At 67.0% G+C, this 20,605-nt stretch carries 19 protein-coding genes and 1 tRNA gene; 12 read left to right on the top strand and 8 right to left on the bottom strand.

Features of this window, described 5'->3' with window-relative positions:
• Positions 1-87: 87 nt before the first annotated feature.
• The gene (locus QW861_RS26180) at positions 88-759 is read right to left on the bottom strand and encodes a TetR/AcrR family transcriptional regulator (protein WP_315754786.1); all 672 of its coding nucleotides are present in this window, start codon (positions 757-759) and stop codon (positions 88-90) included.
• Between the two features lie 81 nt (positions 760-840).
• Here QW861_RS26180 and QW861_RS26175 point away from each other — a divergent pair, with 81 nt between their 5' ends.
• Entirely contained in the window at positions 841-1,965 is a 1,125-nt protein-coding gene (locus tag QW861_RS26175) for an NAD(P)/FAD-dependent oxidoreductase (RefSeq protein ID WP_316193707.1), read from the top strand.
• A 44-nt stretch (positions 1,966-2,009) separates the two neighbouring features.
• On the opposite strand, the gene QW861_RS26170 is transcribed toward QW861_RS26175, so the two are convergent.
• From QW861_RS26170 to QW861_RS26160, 3 genes are all read right to left on the bottom strand, one after another.
• Positions 2,010-3,260, bottom strand: coding sequence for an arsenic transporter (locus QW861_RS26170; RefSeq protein WP_316193670.1), 1,251 nt, complete (start codon positions 3,258-3,260; stop codon positions 2,010-2,012).
• Positions 3,261-3,282: 22 nt separating this feature from the next.
• Positions 3,283-4,563, bottom strand: a complete 1,281-nt coding sequence (locus tag QW861_RS26165) for an MFS transporter (protein WP_316193669.1) — start codon at positions 4,561-4,563, stop codon at positions 3,283-3,285.
• 116 nt (positions 4,564-4,679) lie between these two features.
• Positions 4,680-7,145 carry a PAS domain-containing protein gene (locus QW861_RS26160; protein WP_316193668.1) on the bottom strand — a complete coding sequence of 822 codons (2,466 nt, stop codon included), beginning with the start codon at positions 7,143-7,145 and terminating at the stop codon, positions 4,680-4,682.
• Positions 7,146-7,371: 226 nt separating this feature from the next.
• On the opposite strand from QW861_RS26160, the gene QW861_RS26155 reads away from it, so the two are divergent.
• The 5 genes from QW861_RS26155 to QW861_RS26135 all read left to right on the top strand — a co-directional run bounded on the left by QW861_RS26155 (position 7,372) and on the right by QW861_RS26135 (position 12,314).
• Positions 7,372-8,499, top strand: coding sequence for a putative zinc-binding peptidase (locus QW861_RS26155; RefSeq protein ID WP_316175952.1), 1,128 nt, complete (start codon positions 7,372-7,374; stop codon positions 8,497-8,499).
• A gap of 68 nt (positions 8,500-8,567) precedes the next feature.
• Positions 8,568-8,795 carry a hypothetical protein gene (locus tag QW861_RS26150; protein ID WP_315754780.1) on the top strand — a complete coding sequence of 76 codons (228 nt, stop codon included), beginning with the start codon at positions 8,568-8,570 and terminating at the stop codon, positions 8,793-8,795.
• 156 nt (positions 8,796-8,951) lie between these two features.
• Positions 8,952-10,967 (top strand): acetyl/propionyl/methylcrotonyl-CoA carboxylase subunit alpha, encoded by a 2,016-nt coding sequence (locus QW861_RS26145; RefSeq protein ID WP_315717707.1) that lies wholly within the window; start codon positions 8,952-8,954, stop codon positions 10,965-10,967.
• Between the two features lie 181 nt (positions 10,968-11,148).
• Complete coding sequence (locus QW861_RS26140; RefSeq protein ID WP_315754776.1) at positions 11,149-12,015, top strand: isocitrate lyase/PEP mutase family protein; 867 nt, start codon at positions 11,149-11,151, stop codon at positions 12,013-12,015.
• The gene (locus QW861_RS26135) at positions 12,012-12,314 is read left to right on the top strand and encodes an acylphosphatase (protein WP_315717709.1); all 303 of its coding nucleotides are present in this window, start codon (positions 12,012-12,014) and stop codon (positions 12,312-12,314) included. The genes QW861_RS26140 and QW861_RS26135 overlap by 4 nt, the downstream gene beginning before the upstream one ends.
• Positions 12,315-12,338: 24 nt before the next feature.
• On the opposite strand, the gene QW861_RS26130 is transcribed toward QW861_RS26135, so the two are convergent.
• Positions 12,339-13,148 carry a class I SAM-dependent methyltransferase gene (locus QW861_RS26130; protein ID WP_315717710.1) on the bottom strand — a complete coding sequence of 270 codons (810 nt, stop codon included), beginning with the start codon at positions 13,146-13,148 and terminating at the stop codon, positions 12,339-12,341.
• Between the two features lie 149 nt (positions 13,149-13,297).
• Here QW861_RS26130 and QW861_RS26125 point away from each other — a divergent pair, with 149 nt between their 5' ends.
• Genes QW861_RS26125 through QW861_RS26115 form a run of 3 tightly spaced genes read left to right on the top strand, consistent with a single transcriptional unit; the run spans position 13,298 to position 15,967 of the window.
• Positions 13,298-13,858 carry a GbsR/MarR family transcriptional regulator gene (locus QW861_RS26125; RefSeq protein ID WP_315717711.1) on the top strand — a complete coding sequence of 187 codons (561 nt, stop codon included), beginning with the start codon at positions 13,298-13,300 and terminating at the stop codon, positions 13,856-13,858.
• Positions 13,859-13,874: 16 nt separating this feature from the next.
• Entirely contained in the window at positions 13,875-14,534 is a 660-nt protein-coding gene (locus tag QW861_RS26120) for a DUF4166 domain-containing protein (protein ID WP_315827875.1), read from the top strand.
• Complete coding sequence (locus QW861_RS26115; protein WP_316193667.1) at positions 14,531-15,967, top strand: TIGR01777 family oxidoreductase; 1,437 nt, start codon at positions 14,531-14,533, stop codon at positions 15,965-15,967. Before QW861_RS26120 ends, QW861_RS26115 begins: the two co-directional genes overlap by 4 nt.
• Before the next feature lie 16 nt (positions 15,968-15,983).
• Here the strand turns inward: QW861_RS26115 and QW861_RS26110 are convergent, their stop codons facing one another.
• Both QW861_RS26110 and QW861_RS26105 read right to left on the bottom strand, forming a co-directional pair.
• A complete protein-coding gene (locus QW861_RS26110) occupies positions 15,984-17,030 on the bottom strand; it encodes an AraC family transcriptional regulator (protein ID WP_316193666.1) in 1,047 nt (348 codons plus the stop codon).
• Positions 17,031-17,089: 59 nt separating this feature from the next.
• Entirely contained in the window at positions 17,090-17,947 is an 858-nt protein-coding gene (locus QW861_RS26105) for a LysR family transcriptional regulator (protein ID WP_316193665.1), read from the bottom strand.
• Positions 17,948-18,055: 108 nt separating this feature from the next.
• Between QW861_RS26105 and QW861_RS26100 the strand changes: the two genes are divergently transcribed.
• Positions 18,056-18,484 (top strand): 4-oxalocrotonate tautomerase family protein, encoded by a 429-nt coding sequence (locus QW861_RS26100; protein WP_315717716.1) that lies wholly within the window; start codon positions 18,056-18,058, stop codon positions 18,482-18,484.
• 2 nt (positions 18,485-18,486) lie between these two features.
• Here the strand turns inward: QW861_RS26100 and lipB are convergent, their stop codons facing one another.
• Entirely contained in the window at positions 18,487-19,209 is a 723-nt protein-coding gene (lipB, locus tag QW861_RS26095) for a lipoyl(octanoyl) transferase LipB (protein WP_315754767.1), read from the bottom strand.
• Positions 19,210-19,274: 65 nt separating this feature from the next.
• On the opposite strand from lipB, the gene QW861_RS26090 reads away from it, so the two are divergent.
• Both QW861_RS26090 and QW861_RS26085 read left to right on the top strand, forming a co-directional pair.
• Positions 19,275-19,523 carry a FliM/FliN family flagellar motor switch protein gene (locus QW861_RS26090; RefSeq protein ID WP_315717718.1) on the top strand — a complete coding sequence of 83 codons (249 nt, stop codon included), beginning with the start codon at positions 19,275-19,277 and terminating at the stop codon, positions 19,521-19,523.
• A 135-nt stretch (positions 19,524-19,658) separates the two neighbouring features.
• Positions 19,659-19,743, top strand: a tRNA-Leu gene (locus tag QW861_RS26085).
• Positions 19,744-20,605 lie beyond the last annotated feature (862 nt).

Genomic DNA, 20,605 nt, shown 5'->3' with positions numbered 1-20,605 from the left:
CTGCCAAGGTGCCGACCTCGATCTTCTCCCGCCGGTTGCGTCTTTCCCTGCGTTCTGACGAAGCAGGGGCTGCAGGTCGGTCGCTGCCTATCGGATGGTCCCGATCCCGGCCAGGATGAGGTCGATGCCGGCAAGAAACTGCTCGCGGTCGTCGTGCTCGCGCAGGTCCGTCGCCACGCGATGGGCGAACGGGTACTCCGCGGAATCGAGCTGCGCCCATTGCGCGGCGACCGATCCGAGGAACGCCGCGCGGTCTGTCTCGCGCGGCAGCAGGCGGGCGTTCGCGGCGTTCTGCCCGGCCACGCCGAGGATGTAGTTCACGAGCGCAGACGCGGCATCGAACAGGGCTCTTTCGGGGACACCGAGCGTCTGGAGCCGTCCGCCGACGCTTTCGACGATCTGCAGCATCGCGGGCCGCCACGGTTCACGGAAAAGCTGGGCGCCGACCCACGGGTGGGCGTCGATCGCATCGAACACCCCGAGCGCAACGGCACGGATTGCCTGTCGCGGCTCGGCATCGCCGCCGACACCGGTCATGACGCGGGCAATGACGTCATCGGTGGCCGCTGCGAGCAAGTCGCTCTTGTTGGCGACGTGCCAGTAGATCGCCCCGCTCCCGGTTGCCAGCCGAGCCGCGAGCGCGCGGAAGGTCAGAGCGCTTTCGCCGCCGGCGTCCAGGATCTCGATCGCCGCCTCGACGATCTTCTCCTTCGAGAGCGCGTCCGCGCGCCGTTCCGTCCGTATTGATCTGGTCGCCATGACCATCATCTTGACATGATTGGAACGTTGTTCCAATCAACTTTCATGGAACGGTGTTCCAGGCCGGTTGAAAGGCAGATGATGACGACACCCGTCACGATCGTCGGTGCGGGCCTCGGTGGCCTCACGCTCGCACGCGTCCTCCATGTCCACGGCGTCCCGGCGACGATCTATGAGGCGGAGCCGTCCGCGGAAGCTCGGACGCAAGGCGGCCAGCTCGATATTCACGAGCACGACGGACAACGTGCCCTCGCAGACGCCGGCCTCATCGACGCGTTCCGTGCGATCATCCATGACGGTGGCGCGGCTTCGCGCGTGCTCGACCCGCATGGCACGGTGCTGCTCGCACAGGCCGATGACGGTCGACGCCCTGAGGTGTTGCGGGGTGATCTGCGGCGGATTCTTCTCGAGTCCTTGCCAGCTGAGACGATCCAGTGGGGCAAGAAGCTGACCGGCGTCGTGCGCCTCGGCGACCACAGGCATGAACTGAGATTCGCGGACGGGTCGAGCGTGGTCACGAGCCTCCTGGTCGGCGCCGACGGCGCCTGGTCGAAGGTTCGGCCGCTGTTGTCGGCCGCCAAGCCGGAATATGTCGGCACGACGTTCATTGAGACCTACCTGCATGACGCCGACGAGCGGCACACCGCGGCGGCCGAGGCGGTCGGCGGCGGCGCATTGTTCGCGCTCGCTCCGGGACAGGGGATCTTCGCCCACCGTGAGACGCGAAGCGTTCTTCACGCCTACGTCGCGCTGAACCGCTCCGCCGCGTGGATCGCGGGCATCGACTTCACGGACGCTGCCGCTGCGACCGCCCGGATCGCGGCCGAGTTCGACGGATGGGCGCCCGCGCTCACCGCGCTGATCACCGACGGCGAAACCCCGCCGGTCCCGCGTATGATCCACACGCTTCCGAACGATCATCGATGGGACCGTGTGCCCGGAGTGACGCTTCTCGGTGATGCCGCGCACCTGGCGCCGCCGGCGGGCGAGGGCGCGAACCTGGCGATGTTCGACGGCGCCGAGCTCGGCAAGGCAATTGCCGCCCACCCCGGCGACATCGAAGCGGCACTCACCGTCTACGAAGAGGCGTTATTCCCGCGCAGCGAATCGGCGGCCGCGGGCGCGCACATGATCCTCAAACTCTGCCTCGGCGACAGCGCGCCATTCGGGCTCGTCGACTTCTTCAACGGAGCCCTGGAGCGGTAGGGGCTCCCACACTCATCAACGTGCCCATCGCGAATCAATCGATGTCAGATCGCTGCCGCCAGCGCCGCGATCAGCGCCGGCGGCGTTGCGACGAGTCCGATCTTGAGAAACTGCCAGGCGGTCACCTCGATCTTCTCGCGCCGCAACGCCGTCAGCCAAAGGATGGTGGCAAGCGAGCCTGTGACCGAGATGTTCGGGCCGAGATCGACCCCGATCAGGATGGCCCGGATGACCTCATGCGGCAGGTGGTCGCTGGCGGCGACGGAGCCCGCAACCAAGCCGACCGGCAGGTTGTTGGCGATGTTGTCGGCCACTGCGGTGATCAGGCCCGCGGCCCACGCCGTGCCGTGCGGCGACGACGTCACGCCCTGGTGCAACCAGGCGCTGAGCTGTCCGATCGCGCCGGCGCGGCTTAGACCCTCCACCATCACGAACAGGCCGCCGACCAGTGGCAGCACACCCCATGAGATGCCGCGGATCACCGGCCAAGGCGATTGCCGGCTGACCAGCAGGATCGCGGTCGCCGTGACGACGCCACAGACGAAGGTCGGCAGGCCGAGTTGCACGTCGAGCGCCGAGGCAGTCAGAAGCACCGCTGCGATGGCGCCGATCCCGAACGCGGCGAGCCGGCCCTCGCGGCTCAGGTGCGGTTTCTCGACATCGGTGCGCAGCGTTTCCTCACGGAGCGCGCGGCGCTGGGTCAGCCACAGCGCGACATAGGTCAGGGCGATCGCGACCATCGAGGGCAGGGTGAACTGGCGCAGCCATTCGGTGAGATGCGGCATGCGTTCGCCGAACACGACCAGATTGGCCGGATTGGAGATCGGCAGCACGAAGCTCGCGGCATTGGCGATGAAGGCGCAGACGTACAGATAGGGCAGCGGCGAGGCGCCGGCGGCGCGGGTGGCGGCATAGACGGCCGGCGTCAGCACGATCGCGGTCGCATCGTTGGAGAGCAGCACGGTGACCAGGGTGCCGACCGCATAGACCAGCAGGAACAGGAGCTGCGGCGAGCCGCGCGCATGCTCCACCGCATAGGCCGCCAGATAGTCGAACAGGCCCTCGCGGCGCGCCAGCTCGGCAATCAGCATCATGCCGATCAGGAACAGATAGACGTCGACGCCCTTGCGGATGCCGGTGAGCGCTTCAGCGACAGGCAGCAGGCCGAGCGCGACCAGCAGGATCGCGCCGGCGACGGCCCACACGGCCTCGGGCAGCCGGAAGGGGCGGATGATGACGCCAGCGGTGGCGGGAATGATGATGGCGTAGGCGAGCCAGGTATCGTGCAGGGACATGATCAGGGATCGATAGAGCAAATCATTCGGCGGGGATAGCGGGCGAGGGCGCCGCATTCGGGTGCGCGGCCTCTGCTCCACCGGTCTCGGGAAGCAGCAGCCAGCATACGATCACGGCGAGCGCGGCCGCCGCGCCGAGCACCAGGAATGCGGCGCTGTAGCCGCCATGGACGACGACCAGGCCCGCCAGCGCGGTCGACAGCGCCGCGCCAATGCTCTGCGCTGTGATCACAGCGCCCTGCGCGATGTTGAAGCGTCCGGTGCCGCGCATCAGGTCCGCGACGATCACCGGCATGATCGCGCCGAAGATGCCGGCGCCGACGCCGTCCAGCAGCTGCACGCCGACCAGCCACGCCTTGTCGTCCGATAGCGTATAGAGCACCGCGCGCAGCGGCAGGATCAGCAGCGCCGCCAGGAAGAACCGCTTGTGGCCCCAGCGGTCGGCGCGGGCGCCGACCAGCAGCGCCATCGGTACCATCACGAGCTGGGCCGCGGCGATGCAGGCCGACATCAGGCTGGTGCCGAGATTCTTGTCCTGCAGCGCCAGCTTCTGGCCGACCAGCGGCAGCATGGCGGCGTTGGCGAGGTGAAACAGCGCGACGCAGACCGCGAAGATCAGCAGCGGACGGCAGGTCAGGAGAATGCTGAGGCCCGAGGGCTGCTCGCCCCGCTTCGGGCGATTGCCCTCCGCCTGATGCGCCAGTCCGCGCGCGACGTCATGGTCGATGGCGCGCTCGGGGATGGCGAGCACGCTGATGAGGCTGCCGGCCGACGTCACCGCCATCAGATAGAACACCGCCGACGGTCCGAGCGCGTAGGCGGCAGCGCCGGCGATGACGGCGCCGACCGTGTTGCCGGCATGGTTGAAGGTCTCGTTGCGGCCGACCCGCGCGGTGAAGGCTTTGGCGCCGACGATCCCGAGCGACACCGCCGCGATCGCCGGCGCGAAGATCACGCCGGCGGCATTGGCGATGCTCTGCGAGATCGCGACCGGCCAGAAGCTGGTCATGAGAGGTAACAGCAGCGAAGCGGCCGTGACGACGATCGCGGCTGATATCATGACCAGCCGTTTTGCCCTGGTGGCGTCGACCAGCGCGCCCGCGGGCGTCTGCGCGACGATGCCCGCGATCGTCGCGAGCGACATCACGACGCCGATCGAGGCCTCGTCCCATTTCTGCTCGGTCAGGAGATAGATCGCGAGATAAGGGCCGAGCCCGTCACGCACATCGGCCAGGAAGAAATTGGTGGCGTCGAGTGCATGGCCGGCGCGGGCCAGGTCCTTGCCGCTATCGAAGTCCGCCATGCCGCCTCGTTGCGCGTGATCCATCGCAACAGCGGTGTACGCCATTTGGTTCCGCAGGGCCCTCGGTGTGACCCACTCCGTCCACGTGGCATTCCGGGGCGCGGAGCGCGCACTACTCAGCGCGGCAGCGGCGCCTTTTCGGCCATTGCCTTGCGCAGGATGCGCGACAGCGACTCCACCGAATAGGGCTTCTTGATCAGCTCGAAGCCGTGATGGGCATTCTCCGCGAGCACGTGGCTGTAGCCGGATGTCAGCACCACCGGCAGGCCGGGATAGCGGTCGCGGATGATGCCGGCAAGCTCCAGGCCGTTGATGCCGGGCATGATGACGTCGGAGAACACGAGGTCGACCGCGAATTCGTCGTTCGCCAGGATTGCCAGCGCATCGGCGGCATTGGCGACGCGGCGCGTCACATAGCCGAGATCCTCGAGCAGCTCGGTCGAGAACTGCCCCACCTCGTCATTGTCCTCGACCACGAGCACGCGGTAGCCGCGCCCGATGGTCGCCGGCTCGATGCGCGCGGAGCCGGCTTCCGTGCCGGATTGCGGAGCCGTGGCCTGCGGCAGATAGATCGTGAAGGTCGCGCCGTCGCCGATGCGGCTGTCGACCGCGATGTCGCCTTCGGACTGCTTGGCGAAGCCGAACGCCTGGCTGAGGCCGAGACCCGTGCCCTTGCCGACCTCCTTGGTGGTGAAGAAGGGTTCGAAGATTGCGTTGAGATGTTGAGGCGCGATGCCGCCCCCCGTGTCGGCGACCGAAATCGCGATGAAGGCACCGGGCCGGGTGCTCTGGCCACGCAAGGCCGGGATGCTCTCGGTCCGCTGCACGCCGATCTTCAGATGTCCTTCACCGTTCATGGCGTCGCGCGCATTGACGGCGAGATTGATGAGCGCGTTCTGGAATTGCGCGACGTCGGCGAGGGTGAACAGCCCGCTGTCCGTGACCGCGAGCTCGATCTGGATGCGGCTGCCGACGAGAGGACGGATCAGTTGCACGACGCTCTCGACCTGCTCGCCAACATTGAACACCTGCGGCGTCAAGGGTTGTCGCCGCGCGAAGGCCAGGAGCTGCGCGGTCAGCTTCGAGGCGCGCTCCACCGTCTCCGAGATCGCATCGACATAGCGCCGGCGCCGCTCCTCGGGAAGATCGCGGCGGCGCAGGAAGTCGGTGGCCGAGCGGATGATGGTGAGCAGGTTGTTGAAGTCGTGTGCGACGCCGCCGGTGAGCTGGCCGATCGCCTCCATCTTCTGCGACTGCCGCAACAGCTCCTCACCCTGGATGCGCTCGGTCACGTCGATCGCCTCGGCGACCGCGCCGGTCACGACATCATGCTGGTCGAACAGCGGCCGCATCGAAAGCTCGAAATGCCGCTGGCCGCTGGCGAAGTCGAGCCGCATCTCGGTCCGAAAGCTCTCGCCGGCGAGCACGCGGGCGAACGCCTTGCGCAGCATCTCGGTCACGCCCGGCGTATGGGTGAACCAGGGCGCATCCCAGAGCGGCTGGCCGATGACGTTCACTTCACCGGCGCGCATGCCGGCGACCGCGATGCGGTTGGCATGCATCACGCGGCCCTCGACGTCGAGGATGGCCTGATACTGATTGCTGGTGTCGAAGATCGCGCGCATGCGCGCTTCATTGGCCTCGAGCTGGGCGGTGCGCTCCCTGATCCGCTCTTCGAGGGTCTCGTTGATGCGGCGCAGCTCGATCTCGGCCTGCTTGGCGGCCGTGACGTCGTGAGCGACGCCGATGAAACCGACATGTTTGCCGTTCGCATCCCAGCGCGGCTGCGATTCCGATCGCAGCCAGCGCCATTCCCCGTCGGCGCGCCGGTAGCGTGCCTCGAGGAAGAACGGCTTCAGCGAGCGCTCTCCCGACTGCTGCTGCTCGAGGATACGCGGAAGGTCCTCGGGATGCAGCACCTTGCGCCAGTCGAAGGCCAGCGCCTCGTCAGGCGGCATGCCGAGGAAATCGATATAGGCGCGATTGACGAAGGAGCGGGTGCGGTCGAGCTTCGTCACCCAGATCGGCACCGGCGCGCTGTCGGCGATCAGCCGGAAGCGTTCCTCGCTCTCGCGCAGCTTGGCTTGCGCCAGCATCTGGTCGGTGACATCGATATGCGCGCCGACCAGACGGATCGCGCGGCCGTTCCAGTCACGCTCGATGCGGGCGATGACGCGGACCCAGCGGATCTCGCCGTCGCTGGGACGGATGATGCGGTATTCGGTGGTGTAGTCCTCCTGCTTACTCTTGACTGCAGCAATGAAGTCCTGCTCGGCCTTGACGCGGTCGTCGGGATGCACGCGTCTGACCCAGTCTTCGTGAGTCTCGTGGACAGCCTCCGGCGGCAGGCCGTGAATGATCAGGTATTCGGGGGAGCGGCGGTTGCGGTAGCCTTCGCGCAGGTCGACCTCGACGCCGCCGACCCGGGCGATCCGCTGGATGCGCGCGAGCTCCGCCTCGCGTTCCTGCAGCGCGCGATAGGCCTCATCGCGATCGCGCGCAATCTCCTCGATATGCTGGCGCAGCGCATCGGCGGCAGCCTCCGGCCTCACTTCGTCTCTGGGCGCATCCGCGCTGTTCATGCTGACCTGCACTGATGTGGCGAGCAGTCGCCCGAGCATTCCATCGCGGGTGTTCGGAAGCGTGGCGACATTGGGACCAAGGAAAGCAAACTGACCAGAGATTATGGCGGGCAAACGCCGGCATGACGTGAACGTGAGGGCAGATAAAAAGTTCCGTGCTCCCGGAACGGACTGTTACTGTCGTGCGTCGTCAGGCCCTGAACACCGCAACACGAAGGTCCACGCTGTGAAGCTCTTCGTCTGTCAGGCCTGCAAGAACATCCTGTATTTCGAGAATCGCAGCTGCGGGCGCTGCGGCCACCGGCTCGCCTTCATGCCGGAGCGCCAGATCCTGTCGGCGATCGAGCCGGCGGAGGAGGGCTTTCGGACGCTCGCCGACCACGGGACGGGGCGCTTCTTCTGCGCCAATGCCGAGCACGACGCCTGCAACTGGCTGCTCGAGATCGGCGAGACTTCGGGCTTCTGCCGCGCCTGCCGGCACAACGGTACGATTCCCAATCTGTCTGATCCCGCGCAACTCGCCGGATGGCGAGAGCTGGAGGTGGCCAAGCACCGGCTGTTCTATTCGCTGATCCGCTGGAAACTCCCTGTGAAGACACGGATCGAGGATCCCGGGCACGGGTTGATCTTCAACTTCCTTGCCGATGACCCCGCCGGTCAGCAGAAGGTCCTGACCGGCCACGACAACGGCCTCATCACCATCGCTCTGGCCGAGGCCGACGATTTCGAGCGCGAGCGGCGCCGGCTCGAAATGGGCGAGCCGTACCGGACCTTGCTCGGTCATTTTCGCCACGAGGTCGGGCACTACTTCTGGGACGTGCTGGTGCGCGATGCCGGCAGGCTCGAGGAATGCCGGGCCATGTTCGGCGACGATACCCAGGACTACGGCGCGGCGCTGAGGCGGCATTACGATCAGGGGCCGCCGGTGGACTGGCAGGACAATTTCGTTTCGGCCTACGCCACCACACATCCGTGGGAGGATTTTGCCGAGACCTGGGCGCACTACCTCCACATCGTCGATACGCTGGAGATGGCCTCCGAGTTCGGTATCGAGATCGATCCGCCCGCCGACCAGATCGGCGGGCTGACGGCGCGCGTCACCTTCGATCCGTACGTCGCGGAGGACTTCGACACCATCGTCAACGCTTGGCTGCCGTTCACCTTTGCGATGAACAGCGTCGCGCGAGCGATGGGCGCGCGGGATCTCTATCCTTTCATCCTGACGCCGCCGGTCATCGGCAAGCTGGGCTTCATCCACCGCCTGGTGCGGCAGGGTGCACAGCAAGAGTCTGTCGCTCTGGCTCCCGAAAAGCCACAGGCCGAGCCGCAGCAGGAAGAGATCGGGGCGGCGTGATCCGCCTTGACTCCTGAGAACATAAAGTGAACATGAAGGCGTGACCGGAGCGAGGACCGTCATCGCGCATGCAGCCCAGATCGCAATCCAAGACCAATGCTCAAGCCGCGGACAGCGAAGACCTCGCGCTGGAGGCCGCCGTGGACGAGGCCATCGCTGCCTGCGAAGGCGATCCGCGGGCGGCCATTCGTGCCCTGATCGTTGCGAACGATTTCCTCGAGACCGAGGTCGGCGAGCTGATGAAGGCGGTGTCGCACGCCTATGCCCGCGGACGTTTCCACAGCTATTCCGGCTGACGGCAGGGGACACGGCTGGCATGCCTCGCCGGACGGCAGGGGCGGAACGAGAGGCGGGTTGCGCGCGGGCGATTTTGGTATAGACGAACCGGTCAAGCTCGCGGTGTTACGCCTGTGCCACGAGCGGGGAGCCCGCCCAAAGGTATCAAGCAAGAAATGTTCAAAACCATTCTGATCGCGAACCGCGGCGAGATCGCCTGCCGGGTCATCAAGACCGCCCGCCGCATGGGAATCCGAACCGTTGCGGTCTATTCGGAAGCCGACCGCGATGCGCTTCATGTCGAGATGGCCGATGACGCCGTGCTGATCGGCCCGCCCGCCGCCGCCGAGAGCTATCTCCTGATCGACCGCATCGTCGAGGCCTGCCGCAAGACCGGCGCCGAGGCGGTGCATCCGGGCTACGGCTTCCTGTCCGAGCGCGAGGCTTTCCCGCGGGCATTGGCCGAGGCCGGCATCGTCTTCATCGGCCCCAATCCCGGCGCCATAGCCGCCATGGGCGACAAGATCGAATCCAAGAAGGCGGCCGCCAAGGCCAAGGTCTCGACCGTGCCCGGCTTCCTCGGCGTCATCGAGGACGACAAGCACGCCGTGCGCATCGCCGACGAGATCGGCTACCCCGTGATGATCAAGGCCTCCGCCGGCGGCGGCGGCAAGGGCATGCGCATCGCGCGTTCGACTGCCGAGGTCGCCGAGGGTTTCAATCTCGCCAAGGCCGAGGCCAAGGCTTCGTTCGGCGACGATCGCGTCTTCATCGAGAAGTTCATCGTCGATCCCCGCCACATCGAGATCCAGGTGCTCGGCGACAAGCATGGCAACGTGATCTATCTCGGCGAGCGCGAATGCTCGATCCAGCGCCGCAACCAGAAGGTCATCGAGGAGGCGCCGTCGCCGCTGCTCGATGAGGAGACGCGGCGCAAGATGGGCGAGCAGGCGGTCGCGCTTGCCAAGGCCGTGAACTACGACTCCGCCGGCACCGTCGAGTTCGTCGCCGGCCAGGACAAGAGCTTCTACTTCCTCGAGATGAACACCCGCCTGCAGGTCGAGCATCCCGTGACCGAGCTCGTCACCGGTATCGATCTCGTCGAGCAGATGATCCGCGTCGCCGCCGGCGAGAAGCTTTCGCTTGCGCAGAAGGACGTGACGCTGACCGGCTGGGCGGTGGAATCGCGCGTCTATGCGGAAGATCCGTTCCGCAGCTTCCTGCCGTCGATCGGCCGCCTCGTGAAGTATCGCCCGCCGGCCGAGAGCAAGGCTGACGGCATCACCGTGCGCAACGACACCGGCGTGCAGGAGGGCGGCGAGATCTCGATCTACTACGATCCGATGATCGCCAAGCTCGTCACCCATGCGGAGTCGCGGGCTGCCGCGATCGAGGCGCAGTCGACCGCGCTCGATGCGTTCTATGTCGATGGCATCCGCCACAACATCCCGTTCCTGTCGGCGCTGATGAACCATCCGCGCTGGCGCGAGGGCCGGCTGTCGACCGGCTTCATCGCCGAGGAGTTTCCCAAGGGCTTTGCCGCGCGTGCGCCGGAAGGCGAGATCGCGCGCCGGCTGGCGGCGGTGGGTGCTGCGATCGACCACGTGCTCGGCGAGCGCAAGCGGCAGATCTCGCAGCAGATGATCGGCCGGCCGGTGAAGCGCCAGGGCCGCCGCGCGGTGTGGCTCGGGCGTGACGAGATCCTGCTCGACATCACCAGGGAGAACGGCGCGATCACAGTCCGCTTCGTCGGGGCCGACGGCAAGGTCGGTCCGGCGCATCAGTTGGTGTCGGACTGGAAACCGGGCGATGCGGTCTGGCACGGCACCATCGATGGCGCGGCCATCGCAGTTCAGACGCGCCTCATTGCGAACGGTGTGCGGCTCGCGCATCAGGGCGTCGAAGCGCCGGTCTACGTCTACACGGAAGCCGAGGCGACCGCGGCGCGGCTGATGCCGGTCGTCACCGCAGGTGATAGCGGCAAGAAGCTCCTGTGCCCGATGCCCGGCCTCGTGGTCTCGATCGCCGTGACCGAAGGGCAGGAGGTCAAGGCCGGCGAGACGCTCGCCGTGGTCGAAGCCATGAAGATGCAAAACGTGCTGCGCGCCGAGCAGGACGGTACGGTGAAGAAGATCCACGCGACAGCCGGCGCTACGCTCGCGGTGGACGCGCTGATCCTGGAGTTTGCGTAAGCTCAGAAGTCGACGTCGTTGCGAACGAAGCGACTTTGTCCGCCGAAGCCTGTAGGCGAAGGCGGAAGCAATCCGGGGCTCGGGAGACGACTCCGGATTGCCTGGTCGCGGAGCCTGTCATCGGGCCGCGCTTTGTGCGGACCCGTTGGCTCCTCGCAATGACGGGAGAGAGGAGGCGAGGATGACTTTCCGTGCACGTCGAGAGGCGCTCCGTGCGATCCTCGCCGGCGATCGCTGCATCCATCCGGGATCGGTATACGACGCGATTTCGATCCGGATCGCCGAGGACCTCGGCTTCGAGCTCGGCATGTTCGGCGGCTCGGCTGCTTCGCTCGCCGTGCTCGGCGACCCCGACATCGCGCTGATCACGCTGACGGAGTTGGCCGAGCAGATGCGGCGAATGTCGCGCGCTGCCGCGCTGCCGGTGCTGGTCGATGCCGATCATGGCTACGGCAACGCGATGAACGTGCGCCGCACGGTGCAGGAACTGGAAGCGGCCGGTGCCGCGGGTCTCACCATCGAGGATACCCTGCTGCCGCAGGCTTTCGGCGAAGCGAAGCCGCAACTGATCTCGCTTGCCGAAGGGGTCGGCAAGGTGAAGGCCGCGCTCGATCGCCGCGACGATCCCGCGCTGGCCATCCTGGGACGGACGGGCGCCGTTTCCATCACCTCGCTCGACGACGCGATCGCGCGAGCCAGGGCGTATGAGGCCTGCGGCGTCGACGGCCTGTTCTTCACCGGCATTACCGCGCGCGACCAACTCGATGCGGTCGCGGCGGCGACGACGCTGCCGATCGTGCTCGGCGGCGCGCCGGAGGAGATGTCCGATCTCGGCTATCTCGCCTCGCGCCGTGTCCGCGTCGCGCTACAGGGCCATGCGCCGATCGCCGCGGCGACGCAGGCGGTGTATGAGACGCTGAAGGCGCTCCGCGACGGCGCCTCGCCGAAGCAGCTCAAGGGGCTGCCGTCGGCGGAGCTGACGGCACGCGTGATGCGCGAGGCGGATGTGAAGAAGCGCCTGCGCGATTTTCTGGGGCTCGGATCATGATCGATCGCGCCATCGTCCACGTCTTGGTGCGCGGCCGCGTCCAGGGAGTGGGTTATCGTGCCTGGGTCGAGGACCAGGCCATCCTGAACGGCCTCGAAGGCTGGGTCCGCAACCGCACCGATGGCAGTGTCGAGGCGTTGTTCGCGGGTCCCTCGGACGACGTTGCCGCCGTGTTGGCAGCCTGCCGCGAGGGACCGCCAGCAGCGCATGTCGATGCCGTGATGGAAAACCCGGCGACGGCCGATCAGCTCAAACCGCGCCGGCCGGGCGAGGCGTTCTCCGTGTTGCCGACGCTCTAACGACACGGCGCGCGAGCCCGCCGCTCACCCCGCCGAGATCACCAGCGCCTGGATGCGGCCCTCGATCGGTCCGTTGCCGAACCGGCGCGCCAGCGCGTCCGCGGTCGCCTGCGTCACGGCGGCGAGGCCGGGCGTGCCGCGTGCTTCGATCTCGCCGCGCATCGGTGTGCCCTGGCAAAATGCCGTGGCCGGGTCCTGAGGCGACGCCGCGCGGCTGCGATGCGTCACCGTCTCGATCGCGATGTCGGTGAAGCCCGCTGCGGTCAGATCGGCCTCGATCCGCCCGGCATCGAAATAGCCGTGCGGAGTCCGGGTGAAGAACTGCGGCGGGCTTTCGGGGAAGACCTGCTGCAACGTCTCGTGAACGACGTGAGGGATTTCATTCTCCTCGATCCGATCCCAGACGTTGAAGACGAAACGTCCGCCGGGCCTGAGCACGCGGCGGGCCTCCGCATAGCCCTTGACGCGATCGGGGAAGAACATCGCGCCGAACTGACATGCGACGGCATCGAAGCTCGCGTCGGCAAAGGGCAGGGCCAGCGCATCGGCTTGATGAAATGCGATGCGGTCCGCAGCGGCGAGATGGGTCTTCGCCTGCGCGAGCATCGGCTCGTTGAGGTCGGTGGCGGTGATCCGGACCTCCGGCGGCAGTTGAGCATGCAGGGCCCGCGTAACCACGCCGGTGCCCGCCGCCGTCTCCAGCACGTCGCGCGGCAGGTACGCCGCGATGCGCCGCGCGAGGTCCAGCGCATAGGGCACGAAGATCAAGGGGACCATCAGTTGATCGTAGATCTGTGGGATCGATCCAGTGAACGCCTTGTCGGATGCCGTCATGGCTTGCTCCTGTTGCAGAGGGGGCAGGCGGGGAACCGGGCGGGTCGGCAGGCGCAAAATGTGCGCCGTAACATCCGTCGGGCCAGCCCCCAGCCCGGTTCAAGAGCGGGTCTCTTGACATTCATCCTCGCACGTCAGATATTTCTGTCATGACAGAAATTACAGGTCATCGAAAACTTCCGCCCGCCGTCGAGCGTTTCATCCTCAACTGGGGCGACATGGGCGACCGGTGGGGCGTGAACCGCTCGGTGAGCCAGATTCACGGGCTGCTGTACCTCGCCGAGAAGCCGATGACGGCGGAGGACATCGCCGACACGCTCGGCATGGCTCGCTCCAATGTCTCGAACTCGCTGAAGGAGCTGCTCGCCTGGGGCTTGATCCGCCGCGTGCCGATCCTCGGCGACCGCCGCGATCATTTCGAGGCCGAGACCGACATCTGGGAGGTCGCACAGCGGATCGCGGCCGGCCGCAAGGAGCGCGAGATCGATCCCGCGATCGCTGCGTTGCGCGCCTGCGTCGCGGAAGCGACCGGCGATCCCGCGATCAGCACGGTCGCAGCCAGGCGGCTGAAAGACATGCTGGCGTTCACTGAGCTGGTCGACCGCTGGTACGTGCAGATGCTGAAGGTGCCGCGGCCGCGTCTCGTCGCGCTGATCAAGCTCGGCGAGAAGATCGCAAATCTGCTGCCGTCGGGAAGATCAAGGTCGTAGATGAGCGGAGGGCGTCATGGTGACCATGGGACATCTCGGACTTTCAACGCCCTCCAACGCCCGGCTTCATGACGATCACAGGTTTCGTGCGCTGTTGTCCGCCGAGGATTGGGGACGGCTGCCGGTATCGATCTGGCGCCGCTTCTCCAAGAAACTCGCCGACGGCGCGACCGTCGTCTATGTCGGCGAGGTCGATCAGGCCGAGATCAGTCGTGCCGGCTTCTGGTTCGCGCATCTGGCGCGGCTGATCGGCGGGCCGCTGCCGACGCACGCAGACATCGGTGTGCCGATGATCGTCGCGGTGACGGAGGACGCGGCGAGAGGCGGCCAGATCTGGACGCGCATCTGCGGACGCCCGCATGGCTTCCCGCAGGTGATCCATTCCGCCAAGCGCTTCGCCGGTCCGACGGGGCTCGAGGAATATCTCGGCTGGGGCCTTAGCATGAGCCTGCGCGTCGGCGTCGCCGATGGCGCGCTTCATTTCCATAGCGCCGGCTACACGTTCGACTTCGCGGGCCGGCGCTGGGCGCTGCCGGCATGGCTCACGCCCGGCGACCTCACCGTCACCCATTCCGATCTCGGCAGCGGCGTCTTTCGCTTCTCGCTCGAGATCATCCATCCGCGCTTCGGGCGCATCATCCGCCAGAGCGCAATGTTCCGGGAGTCCGCACCATGACGCCGCTGCTCTGGTCCCTGATTGCGCTTCAGATCGTGATGGGCGTGTTCGACACCGTCTATCACCATGAGTTCACCGAGCGCCTGGCCTGGCGCCCGTCACAGCAGGGCGAGCTCAAGCTGCACGGCGTCCGCAATATGCTCTATGCGCTGCTGTTCGCCGTCATCGGCTGGTGCGAGGTGCATGGATTGTTCGCAATCCTCGTGCTCGCGGTGCTCGTGGCCGAGATCGGCATCACCTTGACCGATTTCGTCGAGGAGGATCTGACGCGCAAGCTGCCGCCGAGCGAACGCGTGAATCACACGCTGCTCGCCATCAACTACGGCGCGATCCTCATGCTGCTGGTGCCGCTGCTGATCGGCTGGGCGATGCAGCCCTCGGCGATCGTGCCGGCCTTTGCCGGCCTGCTGAGCTGGATTGCGGCTGCCGCCGCGGTTGGCGCTGCCCTGTGCGGCCTGCGCGACTTCACCGCGGCACGGCGCCTTGCGCGAATGTCGCAGCCGGATGCGGCCGTGCTGGTCGCGGCGCTGCCGCCGGCGCAGACCATCCTCATCACCGGCGCGACCGGCTTCATCGGCGCGCGGCTGACGGCCGGTCTCACCGCGGCCGGCCATCACGTCGTCGCCCTGGTCCGCGACCCGGCCAAGGCCGCCATGTTACCGGCGCCGCTGACCTTGATCACCAATCTCGATCAGCTCGCGTCCGACACCCGTGTCGACGCGATCGTCAATCTTGCCGGTGAACCGATCGGCAATGCGCCGTGGACCGCGGCCAGGCGCGCGACGATCCTGCAGTCCCGGCTGGCTACGACGGAAGCCGTCTTATCCCTGATTGCGCGGCTCGACCGTAAGCCGAAGGTCTTGGTCAACGGTTCGGCGATCGGCTGGTACGGCCTGTGGCAGGACCAGCCGCTGACCGAATCCGCCAATTCGCATGCCTGCTTTAGCCATGACCTCTGCGACGCCTGGGAGCAAGCGGCTCGCGGTGCCGAAGCGCACGGCGTCCGCGTCGCACTGCTGAGGATCGGGCTCGTGGTCGGCCGCGACGGTGGCTTCCTGGCGCGGATGCTGACGCCGTTCGAATTCGGCCTCGGCGGGCCATTCGGCTCCGGTCTGCAATGGATGTCCTGGATCGAGCGCGACGATCTCGTTCGGCTGATCGCGCATGTGATCGCGACCGACGCCATCACCGGGCCGGTCAATGCGACGGCGCCGCTGCCGGTGCGCAATCTCGCCTTCACCGCCGAACTCGCGCGCTGCCTGCGGCGTCCGGCGCTGCTGCGCGTCCCCGCCGGCCTGCTGCGCCGGATCGGCGGCGACTTCGCCGAGGAGCTTTTGCTCGGCGGCCAGCGCGTGGTGCCGAACAAGGCGCTGTCGAGCGGCTTCGTGTTCCGGCATCAGAGCCTGCGTAGCGCGCTCGAAGCCATCCTGTGAGCGGTCGAAAAAAGCGTCACGATTGCTCGGCGCGTGCCATCGTCGCCGATGGCAGCTCGCCGAACGTGGCGCGGTAGTAGCGGGCGAAGTGCCCGGCATTGGCAAATTTGCAGGCGGCAGCGGCCGCTGCCACCGTGACGTCGGGATCGCCGGAGCGCAGCATCTCGCGGGCGCGCCGCAGGCGCACCGATTTGGCAAAGGCCATGGGCGAATAGCCGCGCACGCGCTCGAACAGACGGAAGATCGAGCGGGCGCTGACGCCGGCTTCGCGCGCCAGGCGCTCGATCGTGATCGGCTCGCGCCAGTTCGCCTCGATATAGTCCTCGAGCCGCTTGACCAGGCCGAAGTCCGGCATCGGGGAGGGATCCAGGAGCGTGTCGCGGAAACGATGACGGCTGGCGCAGAGGAAGGCGACATGCACCGCATCCTCCAGCTCGCGATAGACCGCGGCGGGGAACGCCGCATCCTGCTCGTTGAGCTGGGTCGTCAGGAAATCCAGCAGCCGCATCAGGTTGCGGGCCTGCGGATCGGCGGCCGGAACGGCAGGGTCGATCGTAAAGTCGGCGCGCGGCTGCACGCCGACCAGCGCCGTCAGGCGCCGTCGCAGCGCCTGCGGATCGAGCCGCAGAGTCAGTCGTCGATGGCCACCCTGGCACGCCATCTGCCATAGCACGCCGGCCGGCGCGACCGCGAACTGATGCTCATTGACGTCGGTCGCCTCGCCGCGGGCGCAACTGACCGCGCGTCCCTTCAGGGCGATCTGCACTCTCATGAAATCGGCGGCGCGATGGTCGCAGACCATGTCGCAGGTCGTGGTGCCGAACGCGAGGCCGATGGTCTCGAGCTCGATCAGGTTGACGATCGCCTCGAAGCGCTCGGCGTTCCTGAAGTCGACGCGCTCGGCGCCGAGCCGGCGCCCCGCGAGGTCGCGCAGCACGTCGGCGTTCGAGGTTCGGATCAGCGCGTGGCGATGCAATGGTTCGAGGCCGGTCGCGCCGGTCGAGGCCGGGCTCGGCTTTGCTGGGGCGCTGACGAGGTCAGCTGCGGTCAAGAGACGGTTCAAGCCGCTGCTCCTGAACTCCGATTATTAATCCATGCTACATCAGGCTCCGCGGGCGTCAATTACTTCGAGATCGCGGCGCTTCGGAATGCTGCGGCCAGTGTGCGCAAGGCCGCGCGCTTGGCCGCATCGCCCGCCTTCGCATGCAGCATCACCTTGGAGCGGCCGAGCTTGGGCAGGCCGAGATCCGTTCCGACATCGATCAGTCCGCTGGGTGCGATCCGGCGGGCCAGCGGCGCAATCGCAAGACCGGCCCGCGCGGCGGCCGTAACGGCCGTCACTCCGCCGCCGACGAACGTCTCGCTGAAGCTGATTCGGGCGCGCTCGAGCGCGCGGACCGCGATGCTGCGCACGCCACAGGGCGGCGCGAGCGTGGCGAGCGGCAGCGTGCCGGCCGCCGGCAGACGAAATCTGGGAGCTGCGAACCAGCCGAACTCGTCCGTGATCAACGCCTCGTCACCGCGGCGGCTCGCCTCCTGGCGGACGATCACGGCGTCGAGCTTGCCGGCATCGTAGCGGTCGAGCAGGTCGCGCGAGAAGCCGATGCTGACCGACAGGACGAGGTCCGCCATGGCAGCATGCAACTGCTCGAGCATCGGCACCAGCTCGGGGCCGGCGACGTGATCGCTGATCCCCAGCGACAACAGCGGCCGGGCACGAGGAGCGCCGGTCAGCGCGAGGTCATGTGCGGCAACCAGCGCGCGGGCGTTCTCGGCGAAGGCCGCGCCGTCGGCGGTGAGCCGGACCGCGCGCGGCGAACGCTCGACCAGCCGCTTTCCGAGCAGCGCTTCCAGGCGCTGCAACTTCAGGCTGACCGCGGCCTGCGTGGTGCCGAGCGTCTCGGCCGCCCGGGTGAAGCTGTGCAGCTCGCTCACCAGCAGAAAGGCGCGGACGGTCGCGATGTCGAGCGTGGCTGTCATATGCGATCGTTATCATTGATATCCATCCCGATAAGATACCAAAATGACAGGCGCGCGGCTAGCTTTGCTGTCGAGGCGCAGTCACGCGCTGGATACCGGGAGCCAAACATGCCGTTGATCAACATCGTCTATGCCAGCCAGCGCCGCTCGCCGTCGCTGAAAAAGGCCATCGCGGACGCCGTCACCGAATTGACGGCGCGGATCCTGCGCAAGGATCCCAAGGTCACCGCCGTCATCGTCTCGGAAGCGGATGCCGCGGACTGGTTCGCCGGCGGCGCCTCGCTGGCGGAGCAGGGGCTTGCCAGCTACTGGATCGACGTTCACGTCAGCGAGGGCACCAACACCAAGGACGAGAAGGCCGCCTATCTGGCCGCGGTGTTCGCGCGCATGGCCGAGCTGATCGGCCCGCTGCATCACGAGACCTACCTTCATGTCGACGAGGTCAAGGCGGATGCCTACGGCTTCGGTGGCTTGAGCCAGGAGCGCCGCTATGTCGCGGCGAAGCTCGACGTGCCGCCGCAGCAGGGCGCCGCGTGAGCTCATGCCGTCTCCGGCTGCGCGACGCTGACGGCGCCGAAGACGCTCTCGAACGCCTGCCGGAACGCGATGTCGACATCGGCGAGCGTCACCGGCAGGCCGAGATCGACCAGGCTGGTGACGCCGTAACGCGGATCGGTCACGCCGCAGGGCACGATGGCCTGAAAGTGCGACAGGTCCGGCTCGACATTGATGGCGATGCCGTGAAAGGTGACCCAGCGCTTCAGCCGCACGCCGATCGCGGCGATCTTGTCCTCGTGGCCCTCGCCCTTGTCGGGCCGTTTGACCCAGACGCCGACGCGATCCTCGCGTCGCTCGCCGCGCACGTTGAAGGCATCGAGGGTGCGGATGATGGTCTCCTCGAGCGCCGCGACATAGGCTCGCACATCCGGCCGGCGCCGCTTGAGGTCGAGCATGACATAGGCCACCCGCTGGCCGGGCCCATGATAGGTGACCTGGCCGCCGCGCCCGGTCGGCACCAGCGGAAAGCGCGGATCGCGCAGGTCTTCGGCCTTGCCCGACGTACCGGAGGTGTAGACCGGCGGGTGCTCGAGCAGCCAGACCATCTCCGCGGCCTCGTGGGCGGCGATCGCGGCCGCCCGCGCCTCCATGAACTCGGTGGCCTGGGCGTAGTCGATCAGCGAATCGGAGATGCGCCACGCCACGGCGTTGCCGGGGGGGCCAGCAAAGGTGGTCAGGTCGAGCGTTTCGCGGCTGTTAACCATTGGCTAACCACAACATGGTGATGTCTGGGCAACGAAAATCCAGTCGTGACTTCGGTGGTCCTGCAGTGTCAACCCTCGATAAAGTGACAGTCGACCTGATGGTCGTTCTCGGCACCTGCTCCATGCCCATCCACCAGGTTCTGCGCCTGTCCCGCGGCGCCATCATCGAGCTGGACGCCACCGAGGCCGACGACGTCAAGGTGCTCGCCAACAATCTGCCGATCGCAAATGGGGTGGTGCTGGTCGACCGCAACCGCATCGCGGTCGAGGTCAAGCAGATGCTGCCGCGCTCGCCGACGCCGACGTCGCGATAGCGCGCCCCGGCCAAGCCAAAACCGTCCACAATCCGGTATTTTAGGGCAGGGCGGGCCTTGTCCCCCCGACATCGATTTGATACACGGGCGCCACTGATCCGGTGCCGCCCTTCCTCTGGCTCCGGCTTCTTCTTCGCGCTCGTGGCGGAATTGGTAGACGCGCTGCCTTGAGGTGGCAGTGGGTAACACCGTGGGGGTTCGAGTCCCTCCGAGCGCACCATCCCTCTCTCCCCAAAACTTCAAATCTGTTTGCGGTTTGTTCCGGCCTCGCGCCTTTCGTTCGGGCGATGGGCTGCGGTCCCGCGGCGCGATGGCGTCCGAGTTGTGCCGGTCGTTCCGCCCTCGAGAATGAGAGGGCGCGGGGAATGCCGGGCGCTGGCCGCACCCATGGCCCGCCTGCGAAAAAAATGCAGGCGGCAGGAACCACAGGTTCAGCCGAGACATCCCGGCATTCCCCGCGCGATGGTTTTCACGCTTATGTCGCGATCTCCCCGGTGTCCGGCTCTTTAGCCACCGTCGCCCTCGGGATCATCGCCCGACGACTTGGCGCCAGCATCGGGGCGCCAGGACCACGCGTCTTCACGTCCGCAAACCTGCCGTTCGTCGGCGAGCCTGTGAGCCCGCTGCAGCACGCCTGCGGCCACCGCATCCCCAGACCCCACGTCTCGTGACGATCGCGAAGCGCCCCTCTCGGCGGGTCCAGGATGGCGATACACAAACACGTATTCGGAAAAATAGCAACAAGATTATTTTCTTCAGAAGGTCTGGACGGGGCCAAATCAGCTTGATGACGCTGACGGAGTCCGTCGCGCCGTGCACCCCGACTCCGCCGCACGTGACGCTGCCATGGGACGGCAAAGCGACGCCGAAGGCGACGCGTGCCACCATTGGCGCCAGTGGGGCGGGCGGTGGGCACGGCTCGTGCGAGATCGTGCACGACACCATCGTTGTTGGCGCGCCTTTGCCCGCCCTGCGGCGCCTGCGTGGCGTCATCGCTCAACCATGATCACCAGATGAGCGGGGGCGTGCCGCGATGCGTTCGCCGAACTAAACGATGCCGCCGTTCGGTCCGGGTTGTTCAA

It is taken from the genome of Bradyrhizobium sp. SZCCHNRI1029 (assembly GCF_032487555.1).
Lineage (GTDB): Bacteria > Pseudomonadota > Alphaproteobacteria > Rhizobiales > Xanthobacteraceae > Bradyrhizobium.
Note: the sequence above shows the minus strand (reverse complement) of the source record. Positions and strands in the feature narration are given on the sequence as shown.